Annotated in this window: 14 protein-coding genes and 1 tRNA gene; 8 read left to right on the forward strand and 7 right to left on the reverse strand. The window is 56.7% G+C overall.

The window, feature by feature from the left end:
• Positions 1-83: 83 nt before the first annotated feature.
• Positions 84-524 carry a PACE efflux transporter gene (locus CCASEI_RS01990; protein ID WP_006821529.1) on the reverse strand — a complete coding sequence of 147 codons (441 nt, stop codon included), beginning with the start codon at positions 522-524 and terminating at the stop codon, positions 84-86.
• Positions 525-762: 238 nt separating this feature from the next.
• Between CCASEI_RS01990 and CCASEI_RS01995 the strand changes: the two genes are divergently transcribed.
• Positions 763-1194 carry a MepB family protein gene (locus tag CCASEI_RS01995; protein WP_006821528.1) on the forward strand — a complete coding sequence of 144 codons (432 nt, stop codon included), beginning with the start codon at positions 763-765 and terminating at the stop codon, positions 1192-1194.
• 53 nt (positions 1195-1247) lie between these two features.
• On the opposite strand, the gene CCASEI_RS02000 is transcribed toward CCASEI_RS01995, so the two are convergent.
• The gene (locus CCASEI_RS02000) at positions 1248-1880 is read right to left on the reverse strand and encodes a DedA family protein (protein ID WP_006821527.1); all 633 of its coding nucleotides are present in this window, start codon (positions 1878-1880) and stop codon (positions 1248-1250) included.
• A 372-nt stretch (positions 1881-2252) separates the two neighbouring features.
• Between CCASEI_RS02000 and topA the strand changes: the two genes are divergently transcribed.
• Both topA and CCASEI_RS02010 read left to right on the forward strand, forming a co-directional pair.
• A complete protein-coding gene (gene topA / locus CCASEI_RS02005; protein WP_025386990.1) occupies positions 2253-5228 on the forward strand; it encodes a type I DNA topoisomerase in 2976 nt (991 codons plus the stop codon).
• Positions 5229-5278: 50 nt separating this feature from the next.
• Positions 5279-6226 (forward strand): hypothetical protein, encoded by a 948-nt coding sequence (locus CCASEI_RS02010; protein WP_006821525.1) that lies wholly within the window; start codon positions 5279-5281, stop codon positions 6224-6226.
• Here the strand turns inward: CCASEI_RS02010 and CCASEI_RS02015 are convergent.
• The 3 genes from CCASEI_RS02015 to CCASEI_RS02025 are packed head-to-tail and all read right to left on the reverse strand — an operon-like array spanning position 6223 to position 10382.
• A complete protein-coding gene (locus tag CCASEI_RS02015; RefSeq protein ID WP_051461177.1) occupies positions 6223-7509 on the reverse strand; it encodes a DUF418 domain-containing protein in 1287 nt (428 codons plus the stop codon). The two genes, CCASEI_RS02010 and CCASEI_RS02015, sit on opposite strands and share 4 nt — an antisense overlap.
• 33 nt (positions 7510-7542) lie before the next feature.
• Complete coding sequence (locus CCASEI_RS02020) at positions 7543-8832, reverse strand: DUF418 domain-containing protein (protein ID WP_006821293.1); 1290 nt, start codon at positions 8830-8832, stop codon at positions 7543-7545.
• 17 nt (positions 8833-8849) lie between these two features.
• Positions 8850-10382, reverse strand: coding sequence for an adenylate/guanylate cyclase domain-containing protein (locus CCASEI_RS02025; RefSeq protein WP_006821292.1), 1533 nt, complete (start codon positions 10380-10382; stop codon positions 8850-8852).
• A gap of 108 nt (positions 10383-10490) precedes the next feature.
• On the opposite strand from CCASEI_RS02025, the gene CCASEI_RS02030 reads away from it, so the two are divergent.
• Complete coding sequence (locus tag CCASEI_RS02030) at positions 10491-11723, forward strand: DNA polymerase III subunit delta' (RefSeq protein WP_006821291.1); 1233 nt, start codon at positions 10491-10493, stop codon at positions 11721-11723.
• An 85-nt stretch (positions 11724-11808) separates the two neighbouring features.
• Positions 11809-11881 (forward strand) — tRNA-Thr (locus CCASEI_RS02035).
• 224 nt (positions 11882-12105) lie between these two features.
• Here the strand turns inward: CCASEI_RS02035 and CCASEI_RS02040 are convergent.
• Both CCASEI_RS02040 and CCASEI_RS02045 read right to left on the reverse strand, forming a co-directional pair.
• Positions 12106-13164, reverse strand: coding sequence for an ABC transporter substrate-binding protein (locus CCASEI_RS02040; protein WP_159461452.1), 1059 nt, complete (start codon positions 13162-13164; stop codon positions 12106-12108).
• 184 nt (positions 13165-13348) lie between these two features.
• Positions 13349-15040 carry an AMP-binding protein gene (locus tag CCASEI_RS02045; RefSeq protein ID WP_025386994.1) on the reverse strand — a complete coding sequence of 564 codons (1692 nt, stop codon included), beginning with the start codon at positions 15038-15040 and terminating at the stop codon, positions 13349-13351.
• 188 nt (positions 15041-15228) lie between these two features.
• Here CCASEI_RS02045 and CCASEI_RS02050 point away from each other — a divergent pair, with 188 nt between their 5' ends.
• The 3 genes from CCASEI_RS02050 to CCASEI_RS02060 all read left to right on the forward strand — a co-directional run bounded on the left by CCASEI_RS02050 (position 15229) and on the right by CCASEI_RS02060 (position 17885).
• Complete coding sequence (locus tag CCASEI_RS02050) at positions 15229-16056, forward strand: GDSL-type esterase/lipase family protein (protein ID WP_006821274.1); 828 nt, start codon at positions 15229-15231, stop codon at positions 16054-16056.
• Between the two features lie 99 nt (positions 16057-16155).
• Positions 16156-17253, forward strand: a complete 1098-nt coding sequence (locus tag CCASEI_RS02055) for an S-(hydroxymethyl)mycothiol dehydrogenase (protein ID WP_025386995.1) — start codon at positions 16156-16158, stop codon at positions 17251-17253.
• A gap of 11 nt (positions 17254-17264) precedes the next feature.
• On the forward strand, positions 17265-17885 hold the full coding sequence (locus CCASEI_RS02060; protein ID WP_025386996.1) for an MBL fold metallo-hydrolase: 621 nt from the start codon (positions 17265-17267) through the stop codon (positions 17883-17885).
• Positions 17886-17918 lie beyond the last annotated feature (33 nt).

Here is a 17918-nt window from a genome sequence, read left to right on the forward strand (position 1 = left end):
ACTGGATAAAAAAATAAGGACTCCTTCGGGAGTCCTTTTTTCATGCCCTTTCTCGGATGAAAACTAGTGGTTGTCTCGTCGGTTTAGCTGCTCACTGCGGCTTTGGATTTGGCAGAAGCGGCATGTGGTGGCCAGATTTTGTCGAAGATCCACATGAAGACGAAGGTGTAGATGAGGAAGAACACTAGGATGCCGGCTTCGAGGATGAAGGCTTCGAAGAGGGAGACTTTGAGAATCCAGGCAACAACAGGGATGAGGAAAAACATCAGGCCGCCCTCGAAGCCGATGGAGTGAACAATGCGGCGTTTGACGGTGCGGGTTTGGGATTCCTGGCGGCGCTCCCATGCTTCAAACATGGAGGTCCAGATGAAGTTCCAGATGACAGCAACGGTGGAAGAGGCAATGGCGACCGCGCCGGATTGGCCGCCGCCGAAGCCCAGCAGGGACAACCCTAAGGTGACCGCCAAGATAGCCACCAGCTCATAAGTGATGACGTAGATGATGCGGCGGGTAGTCGCAGACAAAGTTCCTCCAGAAAGCTCAAATTTAAGTGCGAGCTTAGAGCTTAGAGTCGATCTTGCAAGAAAGCATCTTTTGAGGGCTCAAGTGTCCTAGTCACTATGGGGATCGGCTAGTTGTAGGGAAACCGAAAGACAAAAGTAACGGTTGGAAAGCGCTGCAAGGCTTTGAGGTCCTTGAGACACATTAGTGACACCTAGAGTTTATATTTCTCCTGTTCATGGCGCTGGTAGGATCCGCTCCATGCAGTTTCGAATGTTTGAAGAATATGCGTGTACACAGGGAATCGATGTTGAAGTGGTGCCTGAATCACAAAATAGTGACTACGAATCTGGAGTGGTGATGATGAACGGCGAGAAGTGGCACATCCGGACTGCACGAAATACTCCAAGAAAGCCAGGTGCTTTTGTAGCGTTTTGGTGCCGCAATGGGAAAGGGGAAACCGTTCCCTTCAAAGCTGATGAGGGTGCCGCAGGATTGTTGGTCTTCACGGGCTCGCGCAATCGACGCGGCGTTTTTCGATTCTCGGCCAAGGCCTTAGAAGAATTAGGCATTACGGAAGGAAAGCACGCGGGAAAGCGCGGATTCCGGGTTTATCCATCATGGTGTCGCAACTTGAATCCACAAGCTGAATCAACACAACATGCACAGATGCCAGCATTTCAAGAATATTGAGTGCCTGGTTTGTTTGCGTTTTCAACTGTAACTGAGGCGAATTTTTGCGAGGCTCAGTTGTGTGCTTCGGCGTAGCCGCGGCGCACATCCAAAGCATCCATGATTTTGTTCTGGGTGCGTTGGACTAGGAAGCCCAAGATGGTTGCCAGAATTACTGAGAGGATCATGCCGATGAGTGGCTGGCTGGAGAACAACACGCCGCCGAGATAACCAATCGCTAGAGCTTGGGCGGCCCAAATCATGACGCCGATGGAGTCGAAGATAAAGAACATCGGCCAGGGAAAACGCACGGAGCCCAGCAGGATGGTCAGCAGCAGGCGGGCGGAAGGGATAAAACGCGCGATGATGATCGCGGCACCAGCGTTGCGCCGCATGTTGCGCTTGACCCACACCAGTGCGGTGTAGGTTTTAGAACCCCGCCGAATCCGGTTGATATAAGGCATCAGCCGTGTACCCAGTAAGAAGCACAGGTTGTCACCGATGATTGCGCACATGATGGCCACTAGGAACATCAACCCAATGTTGGGCTCACCGCGGGCGCCGGCCCAGGCGCCGACCAGGTTCAAAGGAATTTCAGAAGGTAGTACTGGGATGAAGCTGTCGCCGAAAATTAAAATACCGACAACTGGGTAAACCCATGCAGTGGACATTAGGGATTCAATCCACATCATGAGGGTGTCAACCACTGTTGCGTACTCCGTTCTTTGAGCAAATTGGGTCTTGAAAAGATTCTAGTTGCAAACGCCCAAACTTCTACTGATGTGTAATAAGTTCAACAGTTAAGCAGCACTCTAATGGCTATTTCATGGCAAAGCATCAGAAAGCCACGGTAGTTGCAGGTATGTGTGAGTTTGCCAAATTAGCGGCGAAAATGCGGGGCGCAATTTGTAGCCTTTTGTATCGTGTGGTGAAGTAGTGGTAGTAACATCTGAAACAGCCCTATTAAATACTGTATGAAAGTTAAATCTGCGCCCAAGATGACTTGGTGGTTTCTTTCGCTGTGTACTGTAGGGGCAATTAGACATTAGGTTCGAATCATCGAAGGAGATGAGGTCGACGTGGCAGAGCCATCAGGCAAGACACTGGTCATCGTGGAGTCAGGTACCAAGGCGAAGAAGATTCAGCCGTACCTGGGTGACAAATACATAGTTGAGGCCTCAGTGGGCCATATTCGCGACTTGCCTCGTGGTGCTGCTGACGTTCCTGCGAAGTTCAAGAAGGAAGCATGGGCGCGCCTGGGCGTGAACCCAGAAGATGACTTCACTCCGCTTTATGTCATTAGCCCGGATAAGAAAAAGAAGGTCGCGGACCTCAAAGCTAAGCTCAAAGAGTGCGACCAGCTTTATCTGGCAACAGACCCGGACCGCGAAGGTGAAGCCATCGCGTGGCACTTGCTGGAGGTCTTGAAGCCCAAGGTTCCGGTTCGCCGAATGGTGTTCAATGAGATCACCAAAGCCGCTATTTTGGAAGCGGCGGAGAATACCCGTGAGCTGGATGAGGACCTGATTGATGCGCAGGAAACCCGCCGCATATTGGACCGTCTGTACGGCTATGAGGTCTCCCCGGTGCTGTGGAAGAAGGTCATGCCACGTCTGTCCGCAGGCCGTGTTCAGTCGGTTGCCACCCGCGTGATCGTTGAGCGTGAGCGTGAACGCATGGCGTTCGTGTCTGCGGAGTACTGGGATCTTTCAGCTGATTTGGCTGCCCAGAACGCGGACTCGGCGAATCCGGCGCAGTTCAATGCGCGTCTGAGCAGCGTTGATGGTGAGCGCGTGGCGCAGGGCCGTGACTTTGGTGATGACGGCAAGCTCACCACCAATGAAGTGGTGGTGCTGGATCAAAAGAGAGCACAGTCGCTTGCCGATGGCCTCGATAAAGCCGCCATGCACGTCGCTTCTGTGGAACACAAGCCTTATACCCGTAAGCCTTATGCACCGTTTATGACGTCGACTCTGCAGCAGGAGGCGGGCCGTCGCCTGCACTTTACTTCTGAGCGCACCATGCGTATTGCGCAGCGTTTGTACGAAAACGGTCACATTACCTATATGCGTACTGACTCCACGTCGCTGTCTCAGCAGGGTTTGACCGCTGCGCGTGATGCTGCGGTGTCGAACTTCGGCAAGGAGTATGCGGCTTCTAGCGCGCGTCGTTATGACCGCAAGGTCAAAAACTCGCAGGAAGCGCACGAGGCAATTCGTCCTGCCGGCGAAACTTTCGCCACCCCAGGTCAGCTGTCTGGTCAGCTGGATACTGAGGAGTTTAAGCTCTACGAGCTGATCTGGAAGCGCACCGTCGCCTCCCAGATGGAGGACGCCAAGGGCCAGTCCATGAAGGTCACCGTCGCAGGTCAGGCCGCAACCGGGGAGAACGTGGAGTTCTCCGCTACCGGCCGTACTATTACCTTCCCTGGCTTCCTCAAAGCTTATGAGGACCAGGCATCGGCGAAGAATGAGGATGAAAACCGTCTGCCACAGCTGGCAGAAGGCGATGACCTCAACGTCGCAGAAGTTACCGTCGATGGTCACTCCACCAACCCGCCGGCACGATATACCGAGGCCAGCTTGGTGAAGAAGATGGAAGATCTCGGCATCGGCCGTCCTTCCACCTATGCATCCATTATCAAGACCATCCAGGACCGCGGCTACGTGCTCTCGCGTGGCAACGCGCTGGTCCCAAGCTGGGTTGCTTTCGCCGTTGTTGGTCTGTTGGAGTCCAACTTCACGGAGCTGGTGGACTTTGACTTCACTTCCTCGATGGAAGATGAGCTGGATGCTATCGCGTCCGGCAATGAGGACCGCACGCGCTGGCTCAACAGCTTCTACTTCGGTGATGCCGAAAAGGGCAGTGAGGCAGGAGACGTCAAGGCAGCTTCCATCGCTAGGCACGGCGGGCTTAAATCACTTGTCGATGTCAACCTAGAAAGCATTGACGCCCGCAAGGTCAACTCCATCAAGCTGTACACGGATACCGAGGGCCGTGACGTCTTCGTACGCGTGGGCCGCTATGGTCCATACATCGAGCGTCAGATCGGTGTGAACGCTGAAGGCGAGCCGGAATACCAACGCGCAAATCTGTCTGAGACCACCACTCCGGATGAGCTCAATGAGGAACTGGCAGAAAAGCTCTTTGCTACCCCGCAGGGTGGACGTGAGTTGGGTGAGAACCCAGCCAATGGCCGCACCGTGGTGGCTAAGGAAGGCCGTTTCGGTCCTTATGTCACCGAGGTTGTGCGCGAAGATGAGCGCGCCAAGGCAGAAGCCGAGGCCGAGGACGTTGTGGCGCAGGAACGTGCTGCGGAAGATAAGCAGCGCAAAGAAGATGGCATGCGCGCGAAGAATTGGGAAACCAAGACAGCTGCGAAGCAAAAAGAAAAGCGTATCGCCGAGTACATCGATGAAAAACTCAAGCCGGGCACTGCCTCGCTGTTTAGCTCCATGGAGCCATCCAAGGTCACTCTTGATGACGCGTTGAAGCTGCTGTCTTTGCCACGCGAGGTTGGCGTTGATACCGCGGATAATGAAATGATTACCGCGCAGAACGGCCGCTATGGTCCGTACCTGAAGAAGGGCTCGGATTCGCGTTCTTTGGCAAATGAAGAGCAGATCTTCTCCATCACCTTGGATGAGGCACGCCGCATCTATGCTGAGCCGAAGCGTCGTGGACGTCAGGCTGCGCAGCCGCCGCTAAAGCAGCTGGGCGATAATGACGTTTCCGGCAAGCCAATGTCGGTCAAGGATGGCCGCTTCGGCCCTTATGTCACCGATGGCACCACGAATGCTTCGCTGCGCAAGGGCGACTCCCCGGAAACCTTGACGGACCAGCGCGCGAACGAGCTGCTGTCTGAGCGTCGCGCCAAGCAGGACGCTGACGGTGGTGCCGCGAAGAAGACCACTAAGAAGGCCACGAAGTCTTCGGCTAAAAAGACCACTAAGAAGTCTACAAAGTCGACGGCCAAGAAGTCGACCAAGCGCGCTACTAAGAAGCCTTCACCAGCAACGAAGAACGTGGTCAAGGCAGGCTCTCGCCGGAAGTAAAAACAGCGGTAGTCTGGGCAGGGTTAGCACAAGCGCGAAAGGACTAACCCATGCCACAGCTGCCGCTGACCGAAACGTTGGAAGAAGGGCTCGATGAGCTACTTGTCGATGTTGCACCGATGAAAGCCGAAGGCGAATTCGGCACCCGTTCTCTCGAAGGTTTCCATGCCTTAGTTGCTGCGCTGCTGCCTATGCCCAAAGAACAAGAACGCCTAGCGGCAGCCATCCTTAATGATGTCAGCTTCTTTAGCCGCATCGTGCCCTTCGCACCGAAGGTGCATGTGCTGGCAGAGCCAGCAATCTTGCTCCTGCTTGCCGGTAATTCGATTGCCCGCGCGGGTGAAATTACGCCGGGGCACTATGTGTCCTTGGACGAATACGCGCAGGAAAAGCGCAACCCGGGCTCTATCGATGCCCCGACTGCCACACCGCAGACGCTAGAAACAGATTCTTTGTGGCAAACCACCGGTGGCTTAGTCGCGGGAGCGATGGCGCGTATCGCGAAGAACAGGGCCGAAAAGACTCTTGACCTGCGCACGCCGTCGCGTTGGGGCGTAAAAGCCGTTGTCTTGTCCAACCTGGGCTATTCCGCAGCGGCACTCGGTGCGGGTGCGCGCCCGCAAGGAAAGACCATCGGTCTTTATGCCGGGGTCTGGGCCGCTGGCGTGGGCGCTGCGGTGCTTGCAGCGAAGTCCAAGAAGGTCTCGAACGATATGGTCCCCGCCGTCATCTTGGGCGGTGCGGCTTCTGCGACCACCGCTGCGCTGGCATCGGATGAGTCCGTCTTTCGCTCCGGTTCCATCGCCGCGCGCGGCGCTAGCCACGGCGCGAACCTACTCTTTGCCGCAGAAGCCATGACCTTTGCCCGCGCGATAGTAGAAGGCAGCATCGAGGCGAAGCGGCACAAGCGCAATCTCTACTCAATCCTCGGTGCGGCGGAAAGCTCCTCCAGCTTCATTGGCCACCTGCTGCTCGCGGATGGCCTCAACCGCCGCTAATCCTGGCCCTGCTGCGGCTGCTGCTCTAGCCTCTTGCGCTGCTTCGCGCTGTAGAGCTCGGGCTGCAGCGTCGGGCCATAGGACAGGCGGCGGTGGATAGCCTCGAAAGGACCACGCTTGTTGGTCTTTTCCAGCATCCACGCGAGAAGCAGCGACGCCACCCATACGCCGAATGCCAGCGCCGTCTGCGCGGTGACGCTATCAGGCGTGTAGCCAAGGACAACGGGGTAGCAGATGATGAAGAAGGCAATGGACTGGAAGACATAGCCGCTCATGGAGCGTTTGCCCAGCGCCATGGGCACCTGCAGCCACACCGGCAGGGCTTCGCCATTGTTGACGCGGGCTTGGAAAGGCTGCAGCAGCAATGCGAACATCGCCAGCAGTGCTGGGCCGGTGAGCGTGCCAACAAAGGAGTTGGTGGCTAAGAACAACGCTTCTAGCTCATTTGGCAAAACGCTGATGGCTGCCAGGCCCCACGGCAGTCCGATTCCGAGGATGATGATCCAGCCGAATACCGTCCAGGCGATGAGTTCTTTGCGGTGCGAGGCGGCATCGGCAAGCACACCGCGACGCGCCCAGGTGAAACCGATGAGCATGATCGGGCCATAAGCAATGAGATAAAACGGGTAGCCGGTCAGACCCAAACCAAAGGTAATGGCGTTGTACTGCAACAAACCCCCGAGGGTGCTGTAGTCCGTGCCCGCGATGCCAGCCGAGGTAAACGCGCTCATATCAATGCCGGAGATAAGACCCCACAGCAAGAACGCAAGGCTGCCGACAAACGTCAATCCGATGATGACATAAGAAATAATGGACAGCACTTTATCGCGCATGGTCAACAACAAACCGATGATCATGCCGGAGAGACCGTAGTAGAACATGATATCGCCATAGAAAATCAGCAACAGGTGCACAGCGCCGAAAACGGCGAGGAAGAAGTAACGGCGGACGATGATCTGTCGTGCGCGTTGTGGTGGAAAGCGCTTGCGCCACAAGCTCATGGCAATCAGACCCACGCCGAATCCCAGCAGCGTGGTAAACAACGGCAAACCACGAGTATGCGCAAACAACGTGGTCAACACAGCCAGAATCTGGTCAAAAACACTATTGATGGAGCCGAGAAACTCCGAATGTGCCGCCCCGGGCGTTAACCACGCGGTGGGGAGGTTCGCCACCGCGATGCCCAGCAATGCCACGCCACGCGCGACGTCAGGTACCACCATGCGGGTTGTGCTTAAGCCCTTCGATGGGGATTGTTGCATTCCATTGTCATCTACTGCCATGCGGCCAAGAATAGCAGCACAATTCCCGCACGGTTATTGTGCGGCGTTGCCGCGTGCTTCCAACTCCCGGCGCTGCTTCTTAGTGTGCAACTCTGGCTGCATTGTGGGGCCATAAGACAGGCGCCGGTGCACCTTCTCAAATGGGCCTTGCATGTCTGCCTTTTCCAACACCCAGGCCAGGATGAGGGACACGCCCCACACTCCGACTGCCAGGCCTATCTGTGCGCTGACGCTATCGGGCCTGATGCCAAGGACGACGGGGTAGCAGATGATGAAGAAGGCGAAGGACTGGAACAAGTAGCCACTCATGGAGCGTTTGCCCAAAGCCATCGGCGCCTTCAGCCAGACTGGCGGGGTTTCACCGCGGTTGACGCGATCCTGGAATGGCTGCAGCGCCAGCGCGAACATCGCCAGCAAAGCAGGACCGGTGATTGCGCCATTCATCAAGTTGGCGAACATGAAGGTCTCTGCGTATTCATTCGGCAGTACCCCAATTTCTGAAAGCCCCCACGGCAGGCCAACACCGAGGATATAAATCCAGCCGATAACCACCCAGGTCCACAGTTCTTTGCGGTGGGAGGGGACATCAACAAGCACACCGCGACGCGCCCACGTAAAACCAATGAGCATGATGGGTGCGTAACCCACCAGGTAAAACGGGTAATTTACGAAGTTGATAGCAAAGGTCGTGGCATTAAAAGCCAGCAAACCGCCCAGCGTGGTGGTATCAAAGTCACCGATGTTTGTGCTCTCAGTAACCCCGCTCATATCCAGCCCGGATACCAATGCCCACATCAAAAACAGCGTGCCCGCGGCAGTCAACACGGCGAGCACCACATAAGCGACGATGCTGAGGATTTTATCGCGCACGGTCAACAACAAACCGAGGATAATGCCGGTCAACCCGTAGTAGAACATGATGTCGCCATAGAAGATAAAGATGAGGTGGATGGCACCGAATAAAGCGAGGAAGAAGTAGCGGCGAAGAATGACCTGCCGCGCGCGCTTGGCCGGAAACTGCTTGCGCCACAGGCTCATGGCGATGAGCCCAACACCGAAACCCAGCAGTGTAGAAAACAGCGGCAGCCCGCGATTATGCGCGAACATTGTGGTTAGAACGGCCAGAACCTGGTCGAAGATATTGTTTATCGAACCAAGAAAGGCCGTGTGCGGGGCGCCCGGGGTCAGCCACGCGGTGGGGATGTTTGCTATCGCGATGCCGAGCAGCGCCATACCGCGCGCTACATCGGGCACAACCATGCGTGCTTTAGTGGTTGCGCCGGCTAGTGGTTGTTGAGATGGTCTGTTGTCATCTACCGTCATGCGGCTAAGAGTAACAGCTACAACTCCGCGCGGTCGGCCAACGTTGCGCGGATTGGGCGCGCCAGCTGAGTCATGCGGCGGCGTCCGCGCAGCTCAATGGACTTCATGAAAGTCCAGCGGGCCTGTTCAGTTTCATTAGCGTTCTTTAACGTCGAAGCGTTGGTCAGAACGCGGCCTGGGGTTTCCTTCGCCAACTCCGTCAGACGTGCGGCTTCATTCACGGCGTCACCAATGACGGTGTATTCGAAGCGGTCATGGCCACCGATGTGCCCGGCCACCACGTGGCCCGCGGCGACACCAATGCCGGCTTGCAGTTCCATGTTGCGCAGCTCGTGGCGCAGCTCGCGCGCTGCCTGCAGCGCCATCGACGTGGAGTCATACACGTTGAGTGGCGCACCGAAGATGGCCAGTGCCGCGTCGCCCTGGAACTTGTTGATGATGCCCTTGTTGCGGTGCACCACATCAACCACGTGCTCAAAGAAGTTGTTGAGCTCTTCCACAACGCGCTCAGGAGTGTTGTTAACGGCGAAGTTGGTGGAACCAATAACGTCAATAAACAGCACCGCCACCTTGCGGTCCTCGCCGCCGAGCTCAGGGCGTTCATCCAATGCGCGCTGCGCAACTTCATCGCCGACATAACGGCCGAAAAGATCGCGCAGACGTTGACGTTCATGCAGACCGCGCATCATTTCATTAAAGCCCGCCTGCAGCACGCCCAGCTCCGAGCCGTCGTAGATGTCTACTTCTACGTGGCGTTCGCCGCGGCGCACGCGGTTGATGGCATCTTGCAGCTCATAAATCGGATCCACCACGCTCATGGTGGAGTAGGCGGTAGCGATAGCGCCCGTGCCCAAAGCCGTCAGCGTCAACGCGATAACGGCCGGCAGGATGTCATCGGAATCCCCGGTAAACAGGCCAGAACGCTGCGCCAAGAAGACCAAAATAATGCCCAGCAACGGCACCGCAGTGGACATGAACCACGACAGATACAGGCGGCTTTTAATGGGTGGTTCCAGCGTGGAGTCCTCAAACCGCCGCGCCAGCGCCGACGCTGCCACGGGGCGAACCATGCGCTCGGCCTGCAGATACGTAATCAGTACCACGATCATGCCCGCCAAGGTGGTGGATACGCCCACCACGAGTGCGAGTTTGCCATCAGAAGCAGAGGTGGTCACCACGGCGAGAACAATGCCGATAAGCCATACTAGGGCCGCGACGGCAGCCTGATAAATAGGAATGCGCATGACCAGGTTGCGCACCATATTCGGGTCATGGGCATCCGGGTTGCGCTGCCAATCCCACACGGGCCTAAACAGCAGCATGGTGGCAGCCATGCCCACGAGCACCGCGAAGATAACGTAAGCGGCGCCAATCACGAAGAGGTTATCAAAGTCAGTGGTAAACGCGTGGATCTCCGGCATGGGCAGGAAGAAAATCACGAAGGTCATAATCGCAATTGCGCCGACGATATTGGTTCCGAGCACGATCGCGGCATAGGTGGGCCACGAGGTGCTCATCAACCAAGAAAAACCGCGCATGACTCTGCTCATAGCTTCCCACTCTATCGTTATTACTAACCCCTTCGTGCGAAAAGGTCGGACATCACTTAACCCGGTGTGAAGGTGGGCGGTCAGGGTGTGGAGAAGGAAGAAAGTAATATGGTTGGGGTGAATGAGATTTCAGTAGCGCAGCGCTTGGCCGACCGCCCTGGGGTGCAGGAGACCATCATGGCGGCAGCCCGCGCCGCACGTGGTTTGCCGGGGGCAGATTCGCGCGCGATGAGCCATTCGTGGTTGTTTACTGGCCCGCCCGGTTCGGGGCGTTCTAATGCCGCGTTGGCATTCGCTGCGGCGTTGATGTGCACCAACCCGGATACCAATGGCCCCGAGGCGGAGCTAGGCTGCGGGCAGTGCGATGCCTGCCGTTCGGTGCTGGACACGCAGTCGCACACGGACTTGAAGTTTTGGGCGCCGCAGGGGCTCACCATCAAGGTGGATGAGGTCCGCGGGGTTATTAAGGATGCTATCGCTTTGCCGACGCATGCGAAGTTCCGCGTCATCATCTTCGATAATGCTGACCGAATGACCCCGGGTGCGTCCAATGCGTTGCTCAAGACGGTGGAGGAGCCATCGGCGCAGACCGTCATCATCATGTGCGCGCCATCGGCGGATCCGCAGGATTTCTCGCAGACTCTGCGCTCGCGTTGCCGCCACCTTTATATCCCCTCACCGTCGGTGGAGTACATCGTGGAGCAGTTGGTGTCTGAAGGGGCATCGCCTGCCGATGCCCACCTCGCCGCCCTCACTTCTCTTCGCCACGTGGGACGTGCGCGCCGGTTGGTCACCAACCCCGAGGCACAAAAGCGCCGTGCAATGGCGATTAATCTGGCTGAGGACGTTTTCCACGGATCGCAAGCCTTCCAGTCCACCCAGGCGCTCATCAAGCTAGTGAATGAAGAGGCAAAAACTGATGGCGCGCAGCGGGAAGAAAAAGAGATCTCCGACTTGGAAGTCGCCTATGGCGCGGGCGGTAAAGGCAAGGGAACCGGGCGTGAAAACCGCGATTTGAAGTCTGCGGTCAAGCGCTTGGAAGAACAGCACAAGCTGCGCCAAACGCGTCGCCAACGCGACTACCTGGACTTGGTTCTGGTGGACTTGGCCGGCATTTACCGCGACGCCCTGATGCGCAAAGTCGGCGCCGAGGTGGAATTAACCCACCCGGACTTTGAAGGTCTTGCCGATGAACTGGCCAACCGCGTTAGCGAAGAAGGCCTTTTGGCCTGCCAGAACGCCATCCGGAAATGCCGTGAACAAATGAATCACAACGTCACGCAGCAAATTGCTTTCGATGGCCTTGTCGGCCGCCTGCGTTTAGCCTGCAAGACCAGGTGATTTACCCGCTAATAACCAGCTGATTTCACGCCCGCATATCGGCTGGGCTATTCTTTATGAGCGCTGATTTCTAATCTCGGCGCAGGCCGCTTTAGCTCAGTCGGTAGAGCGTCTCACTCGTAATGAGAAGGTCAGGAGTTCGATTCTCCTAAGCGGCTCAAATAAAACCCCAGTCAGAACACGAAAACTGTTCCGGCTGGGGTTTACACGTTGCGAAGGTTGTGGGCAGCAAGACCTGATCAAGCCCAGCCAGAAGCGCTTGGGTACTTCAAACGGGGCTTGAATCCAATCCATTGAGGGGAGAACTCCGTGGAGTCTGTCTCCAATTGCAATTTAACGCTCTTTTGGCAATCTTGACCAGAGCTTGCTCACTCCAGTGGCATTAGCTGCGTACTTCATCCAGCCGCTGCAGAGTTGGTTCCAGCTGCTCCAGCGCCCACGGCACGGATTGAACGGTCGGAGTGCCGATGGCGTTGGCGGTGATGAAGTCTGCGCTGAAAACGGTGTCGTTTTTCACCGGTTCTAGCTCGTTCCAGCCCTGGGCGTCGGCGGGGTCTGCGCCGGTAGGCCAGGATAGAAGCATGTCGGTGTTGAAGATTCCGATGTTTTCTTCGGAGATGAAAGCGCGTCCGCCATCTTGACCTGCTTCTTTGATTTCTGCTGGAACGATGACACCGAGATCTGACAGGAATTCGTTGGCTGGGTCGGTATCTTCCGTGACAACCGCGAAGCCTTGAGGACTAATCTGCACGAATGCTCCAGTCGCGCCTTCGAGCCCTGGGTGTGCCTCGCGCACGGCTTCGATTTGGGCGTCGACTTCATCGATGGCTGCTTGTGCTTCGCTTTCGCGGTCTGTGATCTGCCCGGCAATAAGTGTTGCTTCGCGCCAGTCGTTGACCAATCCACCGCCAACAACACCGACGGTTGGTGCAATCTTGCTGAGCTTGTCGTATGCGTCCTGGTCTGGCAGGTATCCAGCCAAAATGACATCAGGTTTCTGGGCGGCAATCTTTTCTATATTTGCCAGGATGCTTTCACCAGCAGCGGTGTCATATGAAGCAGTGTTCTCGGCTGCGTAGTCAGCCCACGGGCCACCATCTTCCAGCTGGCTGACGGTGAGCGCCATAGTGATATCAACGCCCAGCTCGCCCAAAGCATTGGACCACGTGCCATCGAGCGTGGCGATGCTTTCCGGATTGAGCGGCACTTCAGTTTCGCCGTAGGCGTGGGAAACCGTAATGTTTTCCGAAGCTTCCGAGGTTTCTGCGTCTCCCGAATCTTCACCGGCCTCAGCAGCAAAAGTTTCGGCAGTCTCGGTTGCTGGTTCTCCATCTTCGCTGCTACACGCGGCGGTGCCTGCGAGCGCGAGGCTAGCCATCGCTAAACCTGCTGCTGCCTTTGTGACCAGGTTGAATTTGCCAGTCTTCCTATTTGTAGCCAAGTTCTTTGCCCACCTTCTTGTGATTGTAGGAAAGGAGCGTTCCCCGAAAGCGCACCCCATTAACTGGCTTAATGTAGCATAGGCTAGCCTAAGGTGAAAGAGGTTCTGTGCTGAATCACAAAGAAACCCCAGGCGAAAGCATTGAAGGATAATGCTCTTGACTGGGGTTGCTGAGCTCTAGAGATTAGAGCAGGCGCGGCACGACCTTGCCGGTGGGGTTGCGGGGCAGTTCGTCGATGAAGTGTACGTCGCGGGGAACGGAGTGGTCGGCGAGGTTTTCGCGGACGAATTCGCGGATGGAGTCATCGTTAAGCGAATGGCCTGCTTCGTCGTCGCGGCGAACGACCCAGACTGCTACGCGGGCAAAGGTCAGGTCATCTTCAACGCCTTGGGCGTGAACATCCTTGATGCCTGACATTTCTTCCAGGATTTCAATGACGGACTGCGGGTGGACATTCTCGCCACCGACGATGATCATGTCATCGGCGCGGCCCACGATGTGCAGGTGGTTATCCTCATCGATGAAGCCCAGGTCGCCGATGGAAACCAGGCCTTCTTTCTTGTTCACCTTCTTGTCCGGATTGGTGTAGCCAATCAGGGCGGTTTCATTGGTGAGGAAGACTTCGCCGATTTCACCGCGTGGCTTCTCGAGGCCATCCTTGCCGATGATGCGCAGCTTGGTGCCCGAGGCAATCTTACCGGCGGTGGTTGGGTCCTTTGCTACCTGCTCAGCGGTAGCGGCAGAAGCGAGAGCCAGCTCAGTGGAGCCATAAGCGTTGCACAGAATTGGGCCGAAGCGGCCGTGTACGTCTTTGACCAGCTGTGGGGAGACAGCGTTGCCAGCGGAGGCAATGAACTCCAGGGTGGAGGTGTCGTACTTCTTTTCAGGATCGGCCTGGATCATCTGCTTGTAGAAGACCGGGGAGGACACCATGCCCTCGAGCTTGTAGCGCTCGATGTCATCCAGAACGGACTCCGGGTTGAAAATGCGGTGGGTGACAACGGTGTTGCGCGCACCGAGCGCCAGGTTGATGGCTGCCCAGCCCCAAGTGTGGAACATGGATGCGGTGACCTGAACCTTTTGATCCGCGCGCCAAGGGATAGTACCCATCAGTGTTGCGACAACAACCGGGAAGACTGGCTCATTGCGCATGATGCCCTTCGGGATGCCGGTGGTACCCGAAGACATCAGCACGATCATGCCGTGGCGGGGGAACATCGGCAGCTTGACGTCCTTGAGACGCTCAGGGTGCGCCACAATGTCCTTCATCAGCGGGTAGTTGTGCTCAGCTACCTCATAAGGCTCGGTGCCAGTGCCTTCCGATGCCGTATCGAAACCAATAATGACCGGGGTATCGCTCAGGATGTCCGTTGGCATGCGGTCGGCGAACTCATCATCGATGATGAGCACATTGATGCCGCATTCCTTAATAGATCCCGCGAGCTGCTCCTTGGAAGAGCTGACGTTGAGCAAATAAATGGAAGCGCCGGCGTAGCCCTTCGCCGCCGTGGGGGTGACAATGCCGCGGCCGTTGCGCGCCATGATGCCCAAACGGATTTCATCAAGTCCAAGTGATAGCAGGTGCTTAGCTAGCGTGCGCGCATTATTGCGCAGCTGACGGTAGGTAATCGCACCTGTGTCATCGATAAGAGCAACGCGTTCTGGGCACGTAGCGTAGCCCTGTTCCAACTCACGCGCGGTGGTCAGGCGGTAACGCGCCAAGTTCGCCGGTAAAACGGCGGTCGCCTTCGCGCCGTGTGCGCCAATAATGCCAGAGTTCACCAGTGCCGGTACCAGTGCAGCTACACCCTTGGCCTGGAAAATGACTTCCTGGATCCCTTTGGGGTTAAATAGTGCTGAAACGTTTAATGCCATGGCGACGATGAAATCCTTGTAATTGAAAATAAGAAAATTAAGAGTCTAGTTCCTCAACGGGTGTATCGCTCCGGGGACTCCAGGCGTTTCTCGCGTTACTAGAGTGACAATTGTTAGTTATGATGTTTTCTATTAACTAACCTACGCTAGCGAATATAGTGTAATTTTGTCTGGGAACACAAACATAGATGAGGAATCGAAGGCCTAAGAAATTGAAAAAGCTTCGTACATTACTCGCCGCCGCACTGCTTGCGCTCACCGTAGTTGCTGCACCCACCGCCTCGGCCGCGCAAAAGAACCTAGTCGCCTTCGGTGATTCCATCCTGGCCGACCCCGGTGCAGATATTTATCTGTCTTCGCGTTTGACCTCGTCTACCGCCAACGGCGCTAACTGCCCGTCATCTAATAACTTTGCCAAGCGCACCGGCGCAAAGGTTGGCCTTCCGGTACGTGACTACTCCTGCTCCGGTGCAGTCTCGATGTCGCAGGGTCCGCAGATTTCCACGCAGATCGACACCGCCATCCGCAACGGTGCGTTGACCGCTGATACGCAGCGCGTGATCTTCTCATCTGGTTTCAACGACACCTACAACAACTCCAACCTGTCGCGTGACCAGCTGCGCGCTCGTTTTGTGCGCACCACCGCGCCACAGATTGAGCGCATCAAGCGCGCCGCCCCGAATGCCCGCATTCAGATTGTTGGCTACCCAACCATCGGCTCCGGCAACCGCTATTGCCTGCTGCACTTCGGTCCAAACCCATCTGACTCCACCTACCTGCCGCAGGTTCGCGGCTGGGAGGACTCCGCGCAGTGGATGCAGGTTGACCTAGCCCGCGCCACAGGCACTGAGTTCGTGGACATCAAGCCACAAACCCGCAACAACGGCATGTGTGCCGGCGCCGGTGACCGCTACTTCGCCGGACTCATTGACTTCACCGGCGGCAACGGCAACCTGCCAATCCACATCAACGCCCGCGGCCACGAAGCCGTCGCGCGCATCCTGGCACGCAGCTAGCTGCTTAAATTCTCATAACGTTTCTGCCCTCGAATCGCGAGGTGTGGGAACGTTTTTCATTAGCGGACGGAAACTAGATTTTAAGCTAGCCTTGGCCACATGAGCGAAAACGTAACTGGAGTAATCGCGCGCGAAAAGGGCGCAGAAGTAGAATCCGTCACCATTGTGATCCCGGAGCCAGGACCAAATGACGTCATCGTCAAAATCCAGGCTTGCGGTGTTTGCCACACTGACTTGGCTTACCGCGATGGCGATATTGAAGACGCATACCCATTCCTGCTCGGCCACGAGGCTGCTGGTGTGGTTGAAAGCATCGGCGAGGACGTCACCCACGTTGAAGAGGGCGACTTTGTTGTCCTGAACTGGCGTGCAGTCTGCGGCGAGTGCCGTGCATGTAAGAAGGGTGATCCGAAGTACTGCTTCAACACCCACAACGCTTCCAAGAAGATGACTTTGGAAGACGGCACGGAGCTGACCTCGGCGCTGGGCATCGGCGCATTCGCAGACAAGACCCTGGTTCATGAGGGCCAGTGCACCAAGGTGGATCCGGAATCCGACCCAGCAGCGGTTGGCCTGTTGGGCTGCGGTGTCATGGCTGGTCTTGGCGCGGCGGTCAACACCGCTGACATCAAGCGCGGCGAGTCCGTGGCAGTCTTTGGCGTTGGTGGCGTTGGCATGGCTGCTGTTGCTGGTGCCGTGCTGGCGGGTGCGTCCAAGGTTATTGCGATTGACTTGGACGCAGACAAGCTGGAGACCGCAAAGAACACCTTCGGCGCGACCCACACCATCGACTCTTCCAAGCTCAGCGAAGAAGAAGTTATTGAAAAGGTGCGCGAGCTAACCGATGGCTTTGGCACCGATGTCGCCATCGACGCCGTGGGCATCCCAGTAACCAGCCGTCAGGCTTTCTACGCCCGCGACCTTGCCGGCCGCATGGTTCTAGTTGGCGTGCCAAACCAGACCGCGCGCTTCGATATCCCAGCGGCGGACTTCTTCGGCCGCGGCGGCGCACTGAAGTCCTCCTGGTATGGCGACTGCCTGCCAGAGCGCGACTTCCCAATGTATGCAGACCTGGCCAACCAGGGCCGTTTCCCATTGGACAAGTTCGTGACTGAGCGCGTTGGTATCAATGATGTTGAGCAGGCTTTTGCCACCATGAAGACCGGCAAGGTCTTGCGTTCAGTTGTCGAGATCTAAAAGGAGAATCCATGAAGATTGACAAGTTTGTAACCAACGGTAAGTTCCGCCTTGATGGCGGCGAGTGGGACGTGGACAATAACGTCTACATCCTCGGCGGCAAGGGCGGCGTGTACATCGTCGACCCAGCGCACGATGCGGAAGCTGTCATTGATGAATTAGCAGGTCGTCCCGTGCGCGGGATTATCTTGACCCACGCGCACAATGACCACTGTGAGCTCGCGCCGCAGCTGGCTGAGCACTTCGGCGTGGAGGTTCACCTGCACCCTGAAGATGACATGCTGTGGAGGGAAACCAACGGTGATGCACCGTATGTTCCGCTGAGCGATAACCAGCAGTTTGAGCTTGACGGCGAGAAAATCACCGTCTTCCACACCCCTGGCCACTCACCGGGTTGCGTGGTGCTGCACCTGCCGCAGGACAACGTGCTGCTCTCCGGCGACACGCTGTTCAACGGTGGTCCTGGAGCGACGGGCCGCAAATACTCCGACTTCGATGTCATCGTGGAGTCTTTGCGCAACGTTGTCTTCAACCTGCCGGGTGAGACTAAGGTCTACCCAGGCCACGGCGCGGAGACCACCATCGGTGCAGAGGCAGCGCGTATCGATGAATACGTAGCGCGCGGCTACTAGCTCTAACGTGGATTAACCATTGACTAGCCCTTG

This window comes from Corynebacterium casei LMG S-19264 (genome assembly GCF_000550785.1).
Lineage (GTDB): Bacteria > Actinomycetota > Actinomycetes > Mycobacteriales > Mycobacteriaceae > Corynebacterium > Corynebacterium casei.